Here is a 14,898-nt window from a genome sequence, read left to right as displayed (position 1 = left end):
TAATCAATCCTATCAATCAAATGAGAATACATCAATGTCATCCCTCTTTGTAAAGCCCATTGCTTTCCAAAAAGGCTGACCTAGCTGATTGTTTTTGTAACAGAAAATGTGAGTTTTCTTAATGCCGGCTTGTTTTATTCTTTTGTCAGCCTCAGTAGCAAGACTTCTGCCAACACCCATTCTGCGGTAATCAGGGCTAACTGCCATATGATGAATAAAACCTCTTCTGCCGTCATGACCTGCAAGTACAGTAGCAATAATCTTACCGTCAACTATGCCAACAAGCGACATACCCTTGTTGTGTTCAAGGTACTTTGCAATATTTTCTCTACTATCGGCATCAGACAAGGCTCTCTTTGTTGTTACTTGCCAAAGAGCAAAAATCTCATCATAGTCTTCAATTGTCATTTCTCTAATCTGTAAATTATCCATATATATTTCCTTATTAATAGAACATTGTACCGATACCTTCATCGGAGAACAATTCAATAAGAATAGAATGTTCAATTCTACCGTCAATAATATGCGCTCTTGATACACCTTGACGAACTGCCTCAACACAACAATCAATCTTAGGTATCATACCACCACTGATGATGCCTTCTCTCTTTAACTGACTGACTTCACTTACATTTACTACAGAGATAAGTGAATCTTCATCATCCTTATCTTGAAGTAGTCCTCTAATATCAGTCATAAGAATAAGTTTCTTAGCACCAATCTTTGATGCAATATGGGCAGCAGCAATATCAGCATTAATGTTATACACATTACCCTTATAGTCACCGGCTACTGTAGCAATAATAGGTACATAGCCGTCACTGATAGCATCGTTAATAACTTCACTGTTTACTTCTGTGATTTCGCCAACATAACCTAGGTCATCACCTGTAACCATCTTTTCAGCCATAAGCATATTGCTGTCAAGACCACAAAGACCAATAGCCTTACCACCTGCATGATTAAGGTGCTGAGTTAAGCTTTTGTTTACCTTACCGGCTAGAACTTGCTGAACAATATCCATTGTTTCTTTATCGGTAACACGCATACCGTTAATGAATTTACTTTCAATGCCAACTCGTTTTAGCATTGAAGAAATTTCAGGACCACCACCATGTACAAGAACAACATTTACACCAACAAGTTGCATTAGTACAATGTCACTCATAACAGCAGCCTTTAAATCTTCGTTAAGCATTGCATTGCCACCGTATTTTACAACAATTGTTTCACCGGCATATTTCTGAATATATGGCATTGCTTGTGTAAGCACTTTTGCTGTTAAACTACTATCCATTTCTCAAACTTCTTTCTCTATCTTATTTTTCTAAAACAATCATCTTCCCATAATAACGGATTGCTTTTTATATCAAAATTATAATTATCAGGTTCTATAGTCACCGTTGATTTTTACATAATCATATGTTAAGTCGCAACCATAAGCTTCGGCAAAACCTTCACCGTCATTAAGTTCAATGTTGATAATAACAGTATCGCAAGAAAGGACTTTCTTTGCTTCATCTTCATCAAAGCCAACACCGGCACCGTCCTCACAAACAAGAACCTCGCCACCTTCACTTTTGAAAGTAACTTTAACCTTGCTAATGTCAACATCCATACCACTGTAACCGATAGCACATAGCACTCTGCCCCAGTTAGCATCTGCACCAAACATAGCAGTCTTTACAAGTGAAGAACCGATAACTGTCTTTGCAACACCTACTGCATCTTTCTTTGTTTTAGCTCCACTAACATCACAGATAAGTAACTTTGTTGCACCTTCACCGTCTTTAGCAAGTTGCTTTGCAAGTGACTTGAAAGCCTCTGTTAAACCGGCAACGAATGTCTTGTAATCTTCATTCTTAGTTGTGATTTCCTTATTACCAGCTTTACCACTGGCCATAATAGCAAGTGTATCGTTAGTAGAAGTATCACCGTCAACAGAAACCATATTGTAGCTGTCCTCTACTGCTTCCTTAAGTGCTTCTTCCAACATTTTTGAGCTGATAGCACAGTCAGTTGTAACGAAAGAAAGCATTGTACCCATATTAATATGAATCATACCACTGCCCTTAGCAATACCACCAACAGTAACAGTTTTGCCGTCAATAGACATTTCCATTGCCATTTCTTTCTTAACTGTATCTGTTGTCATAATTGCTTCGGCACAGTCAGAGCCATTTTCGCTACTCATCATTTTCTTCATTAGGTAAAGTTTCTGTTCAAATGGTTCAAGTGGTAGTGGCACACCGATAACACCTGTTGATGCAACAATAACATCATCTTCGGCAATATTAAGTGTTGATGCACAAAGTTTGCAAACATCTGATGCTTTCTTATAACCATCAGCGTTACAAGTATTTGCGTTACCACTGTTAGCAACAATAGCCTGTGCTTTGCCGTTTTTCAAATGTTCCTGAGTTACTAGGATAGCATCTGACTTTACAAGGTTTTTTGTATAAACAGCAGCAGCATTACACAAAGTGTCGCACTTTACCATCATAATATCTTTCTTAGTTGTGTTACCCTCTTTGATACCACCACAGATAGCTGCACCGGTAAAGCCTTGAGGAGTTGTGATAGTTCCATCAATAAATCTAAAATCCATAAATATACCTCATTTTTTATTTATTATTACGCCTTGTAAAGAAGTATTTGTAAATATTAGAATGCAGGAGGAACGATTTCCAAACCTGTCTTTTCGTCTAAACCAAAAATAATATTCATATTCTGAATTGCTTGACCGGCAGCACCCTTAACCATATTATCAATGGCAGCTACTGCAACAAGCAAGTTTGCTCTCTTGTCTAGGTGAAGAGAAATATCACAGAAATTGCTGTACTTAACATTGTGAATATCAGCTACTTGACCATCATCAAGAAGTCTGATAAAATATTCACCCTTATAGAAATCTTGATAAATCTTTCTTAGTTCTTCCATTGTAATGTCCTTCTTTAAAGGAGCATAACAAGTAGCAAGGATACCTCTGTTTACAGGTAACAAATGTGGAACGAAAGTAATAGTTACCTTTTCATCAGCAAAAGAAGTAAGTGTCTGTTCAATTTCAGGTGTATGACGGTGACAAGCGACCTTATAAGGATGGAAACCTTCGTTTAGTTCAGGATAGTGGTTACCCTGAGAAAGTGAACGACCTGCACCGGTAACACCACTTTTACAGTCACAGATAATACCTTTAGTGTCAATAACACCTGCATTAAGTGCAGGAACAAGAGCAAGTGGTGAGCAAGTTGTATAACAACCCGGATTTGCAATAATCTTAGCGCCCTTAATCTTGTCACGATAAAATTCAGGTAAACCGTAAACTGCCATATCGTGAAGTTCCTTGTGTACATATTCACCTTTGTACCATTCTTTGTATTCTTCTTCACTCTTTAGTCTAAAGTCAGCACCTAGGTCAATAAACACCTTGTCATTGTCATAACATTTCTTTGCAAGTTCTTGGCTTAAACCATGTGGTAAAGCAGCAAAGATAACTTCTGCTTTTTCTACAACATCATCTGCATTTTCGCAAATCATATCGTTTATATTTACATAACTTCTATATACATCACTAATTTTCTGACCCTCAAAGCTAACTGAGCTAATAGCCACAATTTCAGCCTGTGGGTGAGTTGTAATAAGGCGAACAAGTTCTGCACCGGCATAGCCTGTTGCACCAATAATTCCTACCTTAATCATAAATTAATCCTCAATTTTCTTTAGCATATCTTCTGCTTGTTTCATAACATTCTGTGGAGCAGGACCACCAAAGGATGTTCTGTCTGCAACACATTTCTCTAGGTTGATAGCTTCATAAACACCATCATCAAAAGCAGAATGTACTTTCTTGTATTCTTCCATAGGTAAATTTTCAAGGTCAGTACCAAGGTCAATACATCTTGCAACCAAAGCACCTGTAGCCTTGTAAGCATCTCTAAATGGGATACCTTTCTTAGTTAGATAATCGGCACAATCGGTAGCATTTATAAATCCACCGGCTGCTGCACTTCTCATTTTATTCTTTAACACTGTCATAGTGTCTAGCATTGGAGTAAAGGAAATTAGGCACATTTTTACAGAATCAACTGCATCAAAAATAGCCTCTTTATCTTCTTGCATATCCTTGTTGTAAGCTAATGCAATGCCCTTCATAGCAGTAAGCAGTCCCATTGTATCACCAAATACACGACCACTTTTACCTCTGACAAGTTCTGCAATATCAGGGTTCTTCTTCTGTGGCATAATTGATGAACCTGTAGAGAAAGCATCATCAAGTTCCACAAACTTAAATTCCCAGCTACACCACATAATCATTTCTTCGGAAAATCTTGATAGGTGTACCATAATAATTGACAAGTCACTTGCAATTTCCAAGCAATAATCTCTGTCGGAAACACCGTCAAGTGAATTGTTTGTTGGAGCATCAAAACCTAGAAGTTCTGATGTCATATGTCTGTCAATAGGGTAAGTTGTACCGGCTAATGCACAAGAACCAAGTGGGTTAATATTCATTCTCTTGCGACAATCCTGAAGTCTTGATAAATCTCTTAGGAACATTTCACCGTAAGCTAATAAGTGATGACCGAATGTAATAGGTTGTGCTCTCTGAAGATGAGTATAACCGGGCATTACTGTGTCATAATATTCCTTAGCCTTAGATGCAATAACCTTGATTAGGTCCTTTAGCAAAGAAATAATCTCTTCTACTTCGTGTCTTAAATATAGCTTAATATCAACAGCAACTTGGTCATTTCTACTTCTTGCTGTGTGAAGTCTTTTACCGTCATCACCGATTCTCTTTGTTAGTTCACCCTCAATAAATGTGTGAATATCTTCACATTCCATATCAAAGTGAAGTTTACCGGAAAGTAAATTTTCAAGAATACCTTTTAGACCTTCAACAATATGAAGTGACTCTTCTTTCTTGATAATGCCTGTTTCACCTAGCATAGTAGCATGAGCGATTGAGCCTTGTATATCTTCTCTAAACATTCTTGAGTCAAAAGAAATGGATGAGTTAAAATCGTTAGTTGTTTTAGAAAGAGATTTCTTAAATCTTCCTTGCCATAACTGCATTGCTTACACCTCTATTTTTGCAAAATTATAGGTATTTTTATGTAAAAACACCGAAAAATAGGAGAAAATTCATACCCCTAGAAAATGACATAAAGTCCGTATGGGTCATACGGACTTTATAATTACAATTTAAAGAAATTTCATCAATTATTTGATGAAGCCCTTCTTAGCACGAACCTTGATTGGAAGACCGAATAGGTTGATGAAACCTGCACTGTCGTTCTGGTCATAAACTTCGTCTTCGTCAAATGTTGCAATATCTTCATCATATAGTGAATATGGAGAAGTAACACCTGCATCAATAATGTTGCCCTTGTAAAGTTTTAGCTTAACATCACCTGTAACAACTGTGTTTACCTGATCAACGAAAGCTGTTAGAGCTTCTCTTAGTGGTGTGTACCACTGACCATAATAAACTAATTCAGCAAAACGGTTTGAAACAAGTTCCATATAGTGGAATGTATCTCTGTCAAGTGTTAGTTCTTCTAGTTTCTTGTGAGCATAGTAAAGGATTGTGCCACCCGGAGTTTCATAAACACCACGGCTCTTCATACCAACAAGACGGTTTTCAATCATATCTGTAATACCGATACCGTTAGCACCACCAACTTCGTTTAGCTTCTTAACGATAGAAACGCCGTCCATTTCAACACCGTCGATAGCTGTTGGAACACCCTTTTCAAAGTGAATTGTAATATATGTATCCTTATCAGGAGCCTGTTCAGGTGATACACCTAGTTCTAAGAAGTTAGGGTCATCATACTTAGGTTCATTTGCAGGATTTTCAAGGTCAAGACCTTCGTGGCTTAAGTGCCATAGGTTCTTATCTTTTGAGTAGTTTGTTTCTCTGTTAATCTTTAGAGGAATACCCATCTTTTCTGCGTATTCAATTTCGTCTTCTCTTGACTTAAATTCCCATGTTCTCCAAGGAGCAATAATCTTCATATCAGGAGCATAAGCCTTAATAGCAAGTTCAAAACGAACCTGGTCGTTACCCTTACCTGTACAACCGTGACAAATTGCATCAGCACCTTCAGCCTTAGCAATTTCAACTAATCTCTTTGCGATAATAGGACGAGCAAAAGAAGTACCTAGAAGATATTTGCCTTCATAAACTGCATCAGCCTTGATTGTTTCAAAAACATAATCTTCAATAAATTCTTTTGTTAGGTCTTCAATGTATAGCTTACTAGCACCTGTCTTAATAGCCTTTTCTTCAAGACCGTCTAGTTCTGTACCCTGACCAACATTACCGGAAACTGCGATAACTTCACAGTTATTGTAGTTTTCCTTTAGCCAAGGAATAATGATTGATGTATCAAGTCCACCTGAATAAGCAAGAACAACTTTTTTAATATCTTTATCTGCCATGATAATATTTCCTTTCGTCCTCAATGAGGTTAATAATTAATTTATGTTTTTATTATACACCAATTATACAGAAAATCAAGGGTTATTTGCATATTTATTCAAATTTCCAATAATTTGTAGAATTAAGACAACAAGTTTGCATATACGCAGAATATTGCAGTAAATTTATACAATCACAACAAAGAATTATACAAATATATCCTTATTCAGCCTAGATTTTCCTTGATTTTTAAAATGAATATATGCAAATTTTATGCATAATTATTCATTCTTAATGTATGTTATTCATTTTCTTGCAAAAGATAGCCATAATGTGATATATTTATCTTATAAAATAATCAAAGGAGATAATAAAATGTTTAAAGAAATATCTGCTAAAGAACTAAAGGAAAACCCATTTAAGCTTATTGGTGATGATTGGGGTCTTGTTACTGTTGACACTAAAGAAAAGGTCAATATGATGACTGTTTCTTGGGGTGGTGTTGGCATTATGTGGAATAAACCTGTTGCATTTACTTTCATTCGTCCACAGAGATACACATTTGACTACCTAGAAAATGGTGAATACTTTGCTATTTCTTTCCTACCTGATGAATACCATGATGTACACAAAATTTGTGGTTCAAAAAGTGGCAGAGATATTGACAAGGTTAAGGAAACAGGTTTAACACCTGTAACCGATGAAAAAGCACCTTACTTTGCAGAAAGCAAGGTTGTACTGATTTGTCGTAAAATGTATGGTCAAAGTCTAAATTCCGACAGTGTTGTTGATGAAAGTGTATTCTCAGCATATGTACCTGACGGTAGTGACTACCACAAAATGTACATTTCAGAAATTGAAAAGGTACTTGTTAAAGAATAATTTGTTACAAAAGCATCAAAGGGCTGTTTCATAACGAAACAGCCCTTATTTTTATTCCGGTATCATATTTTGATACACATTAATTGTATCAATATTCTCTACATCAGACTTCTTAACCGAATAGAAGAAGTTGTAACTTGTAAATGACTCAGCGATATGTTTAGTTTTGTATGTTACATCAAAGTCAAGGTTAAGCTGATTATCCTTTACTGATATATTCTTCAATTCATAACTATTCTGATAATTTGCATCTCTCCTATAAACAAAAACCAAAGCATTATCCTTGAAGAAATTTTCATCAAACTTATCACCCTTGTTAAAGAATGAAGTGTATTCATCATAACTTTTAATCACAGTTGTAATGTAACGTTCCCTAGAGCTATTGTAACCTAAGCAATTATTATCTTTACCGTCATAACTATCATTTTCATACATCAAAGAAAAATCAATCTTACTGCCATCCACTTTATCCGAAACATAATTTACAGGATAAATATCATTTGCATAGTTATACTTTTTCTTAACAGTCTTCCTCTGAATATCTGCCACATCTTGAATATTTACTACACCATCACCGTTAAAGTCCATAGTTACATATTTCTCTAATGTTCGTACTTTTGCAGATAAGTTTGCACAGTACCTTTGAATTTCCGTTGCATCTTTAATATTAATTTTGCCATCACTTACAATATCACCTGCAAGGTAATTTTCAGGATTATTTTCAGTAGCCGAAACAGCCATAAAAGAACCTGCCATTACTGTTGCTAAAGTCATAGTAATTATATTTTTAAATAGTTTTTTCATAATATCACCCTATTTCTTTATAGTTCAATTATACCATATTTTAACTTTTTTTAAATGGATATACTTTACAAAATACATATCACCAATTTGTTATAAATCACTAAAAGAAAAGGACAAACCAAAAGGTCTGCCCTTAAAATTAAAAGTTAAAGTAAATAAATGGATTATAAGCACCCTTAACAATGTAACTGACGGAAACAACTAGCAATGCTAAAAATCCCACAGAACTAACCACATATGCAACAGGGTTTGTACCCTTTATCTTTAGAGAGAAATTCTTAAAAATAGGTGTACTGACAAGAATTGCAATTAGGAAATATACAAAATAATTCATTGCATAGTAGATTGTACTGTCATTAATCAAAGTACCGTTACCGAACATTGTGCAAATATATGCCCAAGCTTCTGTAATACTGTCTGCTCTAAACAGTACCCAACCCATCAATACAAAGAACAATGTATAGATTCTTCTAAGTACAATCATTTTGTCAGGATATTTCTTTTCCCAACCTGTTAATTTCTCTATTACAAGCAGTACAAAGTACATTAAGCCCCAACATAGGAAAGTCCAGTTTGCACCATGCCAAATACCTGTTAATGACCATACTACAAATAGGTTAAACACAAGTCTTGCTTTGCTCTTTACTCTTGAGCCACCCAGTGGGAAATATACATAATCTCTAAACCAAGTACCAAGTGACATATGCCATCTTCTCCAAAATTCAGTAATAGACTTACTTATGTATGGATAGTCAAAGTTCTCTAAGAATTCAAAACCGAACATTTTACCAAGACCGATAGCCATATCACTATAACCACTAAAGTCAAAGAAAATCTGTAGTGAATAAGCAATTGCACCAATCCAAGCCATTACAACAGTCAGTTCACTGTTTGGCATATCAAATGAATAATCGGCAACAACACCCATTGTATTTGCCAAAAGAACCTTCTTTGCAAGACCGATAATAAATCTTACAACACCTGTTGAAAAGTTATCAAAGGTTTCAACTCTGTGCTTAATCTGATAAGCAACTGTTTCGTATCTAACAATAGGACCGGCAATCAGCTGAGGGAAAAAGCTAATATAAAGACCAACATTCAGTGGATTCTTCTGAGCCTCACCCTTTTCCCTATAAACATCAATTACATAACTCATTGCTTGGAAAGTAAAGAAACTGATACCAATCGGCAATGCTATGTTTGGTACTGACAAGTTAAGACTGGCAATTGAATTAATATTGTCAACAGTAAACATTAGATACTTAAAGATAAACAATACGGAAAGATTAAGTACTGCTGTAAGTGCAATTACAAGCCTTGAAAGTACTTTCCTGCACCTTACCTTATCAACCAAAAGTCCCAAAGCATAGTTAACAATAATTGATGCAATCATAATCAAAACATACTTTGGCTCACCCCAAGCATAGAAAATCAAACTTGCAATAAGCAACATTACGTTTTGACCCATTCTCCATTTTCTGAAAACTGTATAATACAGCAACAGAACTGCCGGTAAAAATACAAATATAAAAACTGTACTAGCAAATAACATAAATCACTCTCTACAATAATCTTTCTGACCTTCGGTATAAGCATTGTTGCCATAACTATCAATTGCCACAATACAAGGAAAGTCCTCTACTGTATATCTTCTGATAGCCTCAGTACCAAGGTCCTCATAACAAAGTATCTCTTCCTTCTTAATTGATTTTGCTATTAAGGCAGCAGCACCACCTACACAAGCAAAATACACACAGCCATTTCTTACAATAGCATCTATTACATCTTGGTTTCTAGCACCTTTACCTATCATCCCCTTTAGACCTAAATCTAAAAGTGTAGGTGCATATTTATCCATTCTATAACTGGAGGTAGGTCCGGCAGGTCCTACTGCAAAACCGGGCTTTGCCGGTGCAGGTCCTACATAATAGATAAGTTCACCTTTAATATCAATAGGTAACTTTTCTCCCTTTTCTACAAGTTCATACAACCTTTTATGGGCAGCATCACGACCTGTCAGCATTGTGCCTGAAAGCAGCACAGTTTCTCCGGCTTTTAGGTCTTTAATGTCGCTATCCGATAAAGGCAAAGTTAATCGTTTCATTTTCTTCACCATCTTACTTTTTATCTATGTAATATACAAAGGACAGATTACGGGTTTCATTACCGATAGTAACAGTAAAATCAATGGACTTAAACTTGTCATCCCTAATAAGGTACTTTCTGTTCTCGTAAATAATATCCCAATAATACACATCATCATTTATAACGGTTTGATTCTTATCAAACCTCATATAATCTGTGCCATATTTAAACTTAATTTTCTCTCCGAAATAGCAGTACTTATCATTGTTCTTTATCATTTCACACACATTGATTGAACTACCATTAAAGTAAAGATAAAGACAAGTTTTGTCAGTTTCAGCTTTACCTATAGATTGTTGTAACTGCACTGTATCGTAGTAATGAAAAAGGCTATCCTCCGGTGTTTTCTGAAAATCATTTGAATACACATTAGTACCAAACTTCCAAGTACCGGGAGTTACAAACATTGTAACTAAACCAATAGCAATAATAATAACTGTTATTACAGTAATTCTGATTGTTCTTTTCATAAATTTTTCCTTATATTGTTGTTGTACTGTGTCTTGCTGCATGGCAACAAATATTTACTGCAACAGGCATTCCTGCAATATGAGTAGGATAAGTTTCGATATTTACACCAATGGCAGTTGTTGTACCACCAAGACCTGCAGGTCCAAAGCCCATTTTGTTAATAGACTCTAGCAATTCATCCTCAAGGTCAGCATATCGTTTATCCTCATTATGTGTATCAATACTTCTAAAGGTTGCTTTCTTAGCAAGTAAAGCTGACTTTTCAAAAGTACCACCGATACCAACACCTACAACCATAGGTGGACAAGGATTAGGTCCTGCTTCTCTTACAGTATTTAGGATAAATTCCTTAACACCCTCAATACCCTTACTTGGTGTTAGCATTGCAATCTTTGACATATTTTCACTACCAAAGCCTTTGCCACCGGCAAGAATTTCAATCTTATCACCGGGAACAATCTCAGTATGAATAATGCAAGGAGTGTTATCCTTAGTATTTATTCTGTCAAAGACAGGGTCACTGACAACACTTTTCCTTAGGTATCCGTCAATATATGCTCTACGAACACCCTCGGTGACAGCCTCATTAAATGAACCGTCCTCAACAATAACTTTGTCACCATACTTAACAAATAGAATTGCCATACCTGTATCTTGACAAAGTGGTATTTCTTCTTTTCTTGCTATATCATCATTTTCAATAATTTGGTCAAGAATACTTTTGCCTGTTTTGCTTTCTTCGGTATCTCTGGCTTTTAGTAATGCGTTGTAAATGTCATTGCCTATAAAGTAATTGCAATCCATAAACAACTTCTTAACCTTTTCTGTTATTAATGATGCTTTAATTTTTCTTGCTTCCATATAATCACCCACATTAACCTATTATAACTTTATTTTTCTAACTTTTCAATATTTCCTTTAAAAGGATTTGAAAATATGATAAAATGTAGAAAATACTATTAGAAAATATTAAGATTTTCAACATAAAATCATCACATTTAGATTTTATTCTATAATTAAAGAAAGTGAGGGTCATATTATGAGTAAGATTTTAGTAGTTGATGACGAATTTAGAATTAGAGAGATTATTAAGAAATATGCAAATTTTGAAGGTCATAAAGTAACTGAGGCAGTTGACGGTATGTCTGCTATTGAAATTTGCAACAAAGAAACTTTTGATATAATTATTATGGATGTAATGATGCCTGAGCTTGACGGCTTTTCTGCTTGTAAAGAAATCCGTAAGCATTGCAACACACCTATTATTATGCTTTCTGCAAGAGGTGAAGAGTATGACAAGATTCATGGTTTTGAACTTGGAATTGACGACTATGTTGTTAAGCCATTCTCACCTAAGGAGCTAATGATGAGAGTTAACGCAGTATTAAAGAGAAGTAACGGTGCTGACACTCCTAGTCAGGATGTGTTTAAATATGAAAACCTTGTTGTTGACTTTACTGCAAGAATTGTTACTGTTAACGGTGAAAGAATTGATATGACACCTAAGGAATATGAACTATTCTTCTATATGGTTAAAAACAAGGGTATTGCCCTAACAAGAGAAAAGCTAATCTCAGAAGTATGGGGTTATGACTTCTTTGGTGATGACAGAACTCTGGATACTCACATTAAGCTACTTAGAAAAAGCCTAGGTGAATATAGCAAGTGCATTGTTACTCTGAGAGGAGTTGGCTACAGGTTTGACACGGTTTAAGAGCAAAATGTCTTCCCTACCACTACATTACAAAATATTGTTGTGGTTTGTACTTTTCTCTTTGATAATGCTGGTTTTACTATGGGTTTTCCAAACGGTTTGCTTTAGGAGTGTATATAGCAAGGTCAGGGTAAATCAAGTAAAGAAATGTGCATCATCAATTGAAGAAAATATTAATTCAAATAACATTACTACATTGGTAGAGAACTTAGCAGAACAAAATGATGTTATGATTTATGTTTATGACACTACAGATTCTACAGTAAGACCTGTTTATTCTACCGATAAATCATTTATGAAAATTATGATTTATGACAGTTCAAGCAGTTCATCAAATGATAGCAATTCAGGTAGCAGTTCAAAAAGTTCAGGCAGTTCCGATAAAAATTCATCTGACAAAAAATCTTCAGATAACAGTTCATCAAATAAAAATTCCGATAGCAACGAAAGTGATAGCAACAGTTCAATTACTCACAGACAGTATGTATCATTTAGCACCAATCAGCTAATTAAGGGTGAAAGTCCATATAACTACTATAGCCAAGCTAAAGCAAGTGATGACAAAACCTACACAAGATACATTGACGAAGAAGAAAACAGTAAGGATAATCTACTACACAAAATCAAAGGTCACACACCACCAATGGATAAGCTAAACACCAAAGGTGTTGTATATACTTCACTGTTTGATGATGACAGTAACAATAACTATATGCTGATTATCACTTCACAAAGTTCACCGGTTGACAGTGTTGTAAACACACTAAGATACCAACTTGTAACTGTTACATTTATCTTGCTATTTATCGGTGTATTTATTGCTATTGTTGCAGCAAGGAAGATTAGTAAGCCTATTACCGACACAACAAAGTCAGCACTAAAACTTGCTAACAAAGACTATGATGTTCAGTTTAACAGCACAGGTTATCTTGAAGTTACCGAACTGAACAACACACTAAATTATGCAGCAACCGAATTAAAGAAAGTTGATTCATTACAGAGAGAACTTATTGCTAACATTAGCCATGACCTAAGAACACCACTGACTATGATTACAGGTTACGGTGAAGTAATGAGGGATTTACCGGGAGAAAATACTCCGGAAAATATCCAAATTATTATTGATGAAGCAAACAGACTGAATATGCTTGTAACAGACTTACTTGATATTTCAAAGCTACAGTCAGGTGCAACAGAAATCAACAGGGAAGTTTTCTCAATTACAACATTAATCAAGGAAATGTTCCAACGCTACAACAAGCTAAAGGAACAAGAGGGTTACACCCTAGACTTTGAGTATGATGAAGATATTTATGTAAATGCTGACTATAGCAAGATAAGTCAGGTAATTTACAACCTAGTTAACAACGCAATTAACTATTCAAGAACAGACAAACATATTATTGTTCGTCAATCAAGAAAAGACAAAAATGTACTTATTGAAGTTATCGACCATGGTGAGGGTATTGACCAAGAACATTTGGAAAATATCTGGGACAGATACTACAAGGTCGATAAGGAACACAAAAGTTCTGTTGTAGGTACAGGTTTAGGACTTTCAATTGTTAAGAATGTTCTTGACAGACACAACGCACACTATGGTGTTAAGAGTGTTGTCGGTGAAGGAAGTAACTTCTGGTTTGAACTTGAAATAGCAGACTCACCGGAATAAAATAATGAAAACAAAATGGGAAATGGCTCTTCGGAGTCATTTTTCATTTTAGCAAGAGGATATTATGAATTTAAGACTAAGAAAATACAACATATCAAAAGAAAGCAAAGATAAGGTAAAGGAACTGTATTTCTCAGCTTTTCCGAAAGATGAACAACTGCCATATTGGATGATGAAACTGTTAAGCAGAAAAAGGTCAGCAGATTTTTACAGTATTTATGACAAAAAGGACTTTGTAGGCTTAGCATATGTTGCTACATACAAGGACACTGCATATTTATTTTTCTTTGCTATTGACGAAAAGCAAAGAGGCAAAGGCTACGGTTCAGCTTTCCTTTCAGCATTAAAAGAAAAGTACAAAAATTACAGAATTTTGTTGGCTATTGAACAGCTTGACCAAAATGCTCCTAACATTGATGAACGAATTAAGAGGAAGAATTTCTACATCAAAAACGGTTTTTATGACCTTAACTTTACAATGACAGAACAGTCAGTTACCTACGATATGCTAGGCTACAATAAGGATAATAAGACCGTTACAGAAAAGGAATTCTTCTACCTAAATAAAAACTTCTTCGGCAAAATCTTCTATAACCTGTTTTATAAAAGAATTTATGTTGAACCTAGGGATGTTTAATTTTGATTTTTGTTTTTATGGATTAGTAATATAAATTTGGTTTTTTCAATTTTGTTTCTGCGTTACGATAAATTAGTTTTGCAAATTTGGGTTTGTAGTGCTATTTGATAGTTTAAACTAATATGGAATTGTAAATAAATTTACAA

The 14,898-nt window shown here is 35.1% G+C and carries 15 protein-coding genes; 4 read left to right on the top strand and 11 right to left on the bottom strand.

All coding sequences use genetic code 11. The features are described 5' to 3' along the window. Positions 1-12: 12 nt before the first annotated feature. From WMO18_RS02335 to WMO18_RS02310, 6 genes are all read right to left on the bottom strand, one after another. A complete protein-coding gene (locus WMO18_RS02335; RefSeq protein WP_022505267.1) occupies positions 13-432 on the bottom strand; it encodes a GNAT family N-acetyltransferase in 420 nt (139 codons plus the stop codon). Between the two features lie 13 nt (positions 433-445). Then, the gene (argB, locus tag WMO18_RS02330; protein WP_022505268.1) at positions 446-1,297 is read right to left on the bottom strand and encodes an acetylglutamate kinase; all 852 of its coding nucleotides are present in this window, start codon (positions 1,295-1,297) and stop codon (positions 446-448) included. Positions 1,298-1,384: 87 nt separating this feature from the next. Then, the gene (gene argJ, locus WMO18_RS02325) at positions 1,385-2,608 is read right to left on the bottom strand and encodes a bifunctional glutamate N-acetyltransferase/amino-acid acetyltransferase ArgJ (RefSeq protein WP_211147317.1); all 1,224 of its coding nucleotides are present in this window, start codon (positions 2,606-2,608) and stop codon (positions 1,385-1,387) included. A gap of 56 nt (positions 2,609-2,664) precedes the next feature. Beyond that, complete coding sequence (argC, locus tag WMO18_RS02320; protein WP_022505270.1) at positions 2,665-3,699, bottom strand: N-acetyl-gamma-glutamyl-phosphate reductase; 1,035 nt, start codon at positions 3,697-3,699, stop codon at positions 2,665-2,667. 3 nt (positions 3,700-3,702) lie between these two features. Then, complete coding sequence (gene argH / locus WMO18_RS02315) at positions 3,703-5,076, bottom strand: argininosuccinate lyase (protein WP_211147318.1); 1,374 nt, start codon at positions 5,074-5,076, stop codon at positions 3,703-3,705. A 147-nt stretch (positions 5,077-5,223) separates the two neighbouring features. Next, positions 5,224-6,447 (bottom strand): argininosuccinate synthase, encoded by a 1,224-nt coding sequence (locus tag WMO18_RS02310; RefSeq protein WP_211147319.1) that lies wholly within the window; start codon positions 6,445-6,447, stop codon positions 5,224-5,226. 355 nt (positions 6,448-6,802) lie between these two features. Here WMO18_RS02310 and WMO18_RS02305 point away from each other — a divergent pair, with 355 nt between their 5' ends. Then, positions 6,803-7,309 carry a flavin reductase family protein gene (locus WMO18_RS02305; protein WP_211147320.1) on the top strand — a complete coding sequence of 169 codons (507 nt, stop codon included), beginning with the start codon at positions 6,803-6,805 and terminating at the stop codon, positions 7,307-7,309. A gap of 51 nt (positions 7,310-7,360) precedes the next feature. Here WMO18_RS02305 and WMO18_RS02300 read toward each other — a convergent pair whose 3' ends face one another. From WMO18_RS02300 to WMO18_RS02280, 5 genes are all read right to left on the bottom strand, one after another. Continuing rightward, entirely contained in the window at positions 7,361-8,113 is a 753-nt protein-coding gene (locus WMO18_RS02300) for a dockerin type I repeat-containing protein (protein ID WP_211147321.1), read from the bottom strand. Between the two features lie 139 nt (positions 8,114-8,252). Then, a complete protein-coding gene (locus WMO18_RS02295) occupies positions 8,253-9,665 on the bottom strand; it encodes an MBOAT family O-acyltransferase (RefSeq protein WP_022505275.1) in 1,413 nt (470 codons plus the stop codon). Positions 9,666-9,668: 3 nt separating this feature from the next. Continuing rightward, positions 9,669-10,217: a Fe-S-containing hydro-lyase gene (locus WMO18_RS02290; RefSeq protein ID WP_022505276.1), complete on the bottom strand. Its 549-nt coding sequence runs from the start codon at positions 10,215-10,217 to the stop codon at positions 9,669-9,671. 13 nt (positions 10,218-10,230) lie between these two features. Then, a complete protein-coding gene (locus WMO18_RS02285) occupies positions 10,231-10,728 on the bottom strand; it encodes a hypothetical protein (protein WP_022505277.1) in 498 nt (165 codons plus the stop codon). 10 nt (positions 10,729-10,738) lie between these two features. Continuing rightward, the gene (locus WMO18_RS02280) at positions 10,739-11,590 is read right to left on the bottom strand and encodes a fumarate hydratase (protein ID WP_329980397.1); all 852 of its coding nucleotides are present in this window, start codon (positions 11,588-11,590) and stop codon (positions 10,739-10,741) included. Between the two features lie 178 nt (positions 11,591-11,768). Here WMO18_RS02280 and WMO18_RS02275 point away from each other — a divergent pair, with 178 nt between their 5' ends. From WMO18_RS02275 to WMO18_RS02265, 3 genes are all read left to right on the top strand, one after another. Next, complete coding sequence (locus tag WMO18_RS02275) at positions 11,769-12,443, top strand: response regulator transcription factor (protein WP_022505278.1); 675 nt, start codon at positions 11,769-11,771, stop codon at positions 12,441-12,443. After that, positions 12,430-14,115, top strand: coding sequence for a HAMP domain-containing sensor histidine kinase (locus tag WMO18_RS02270; protein ID WP_367286266.1), 1,686 nt, complete (start codon positions 12,430-12,432; stop codon positions 14,113-14,115). Before WMO18_RS02275 ends, WMO18_RS02270 begins: the two co-directional genes overlap by 14 nt. A 64-nt stretch (positions 14,116-14,179) precedes the next feature. Then, a complete protein-coding gene (locus WMO18_RS02265; RefSeq protein ID WP_211147326.1) occupies positions 14,180-14,752 on the top strand; it encodes a GNAT family N-acetyltransferase in 573 nt (190 codons plus the stop codon). The last annotated feature ends 146 nt before the right edge of the window (positions 14,753-14,898 follow it).

The organism is Ruminococcoides intestinihominis (genome assembly GCF_040096285.1).
GTDB lineage: Bacteria > Bacillota > Clostridia > Oscillospirales > Acutalibacteraceae > Ruminococcoides > Ruminococcoides intestinihominis.
Note: the sequence above shows the minus strand (reverse complement) of the source record. Positions and strands in the feature narration are given on the sequence as shown.

Excerpts from the sequence above, each read along its gene's own strand:
- WMO18_RS02335 (WP_022505267.1), bottom strand. The coding sequence starts at position 432 with ATGGATAATTTACAGATTAGAGAAATGACAATTGAAGACTATGATGAG.
- argB (WP_022505268.1), bottom strand. The coding sequence starts at position 1,297 with ATGGATAGTAGTTTAACAGCAAAAGTGCTTACACAAGCAATGCCATAT.
- argJ (WP_211147317.1), bottom strand. The coding sequence starts at position 2,608 with ATGGATTTTAGATTTATTGATGGAACTATCACAACTCCTCAAGGCTTT.
- argC (WP_022505270.1), bottom strand. The coding sequence starts at position 3,699 with ATGATTAAGGTAGGAATTATTGGTGCAACAGGCTATGCCGGTGCAGAA.
- argH (WP_211147318.1), bottom strand. The coding sequence starts at position 5,076 with ATGCAGTTATGGCAAGGAAGATTTAAGAAATCTCTTTCTAAAACAACT.
- WMO18_RS02310 (WP_211147319.1), bottom strand. The coding sequence starts at position 6,447 with ATGGCAGATAAAGATATTAAAAAAGTTGTTCTTGCTTATTCAGGTGGA.
- WMO18_RS02305 (WP_211147320.1), top strand. The coding sequence starts at position 6,803 with ATGTTTAAAGAAATATCTGCTAAAGAACTAAAGGAAAACCCATTTAAG.
- WMO18_RS02300 (WP_211147321.1), bottom strand. The coding sequence starts at position 8,113 with ATGAAAAAACTATTTAAAAATATAATTACTATGACTTTAGCAACAGTA.
- WMO18_RS02295 (WP_022505275.1), bottom strand. The coding sequence starts at position 9,665 with ATGTTATTTGCTAGTACAGTTTTTATATTTGTATTTTTACCGGCAGTT.
- WMO18_RS02290 (WP_022505276.1), bottom strand. The coding sequence starts at position 10,217 with ATGAAACGATTAACTTTGCCTTTATCGGATAGCGACATTAAAGACCTA.
- WMO18_RS02285 (WP_022505277.1), bottom strand. The coding sequence starts at position 10,728 with ATGAAAAGAACAATCAGAATTACTGTAATAACAGTTATTATTATTGCT.
- WMO18_RS02280 (WP_329980397.1), bottom strand. The coding sequence starts at position 11,590 with ATGGAAGCAAGAAAAATTAAAGCATCATTAATAACAGAAAAGGTTAAG.
- WMO18_RS02275 (WP_022505278.1), top strand. The coding sequence starts at position 11,769 with ATGAGTAAGATTTTAGTAGTTGATGACGAATTTAGAATTAGAGAGATT.
- WMO18_RS02265 (WP_211147326.1), top strand. The coding sequence starts at position 14,180 with ATGAATTTAAGACTAAGAAAATACAACATATCAAAAGAAAGCAAAGAT.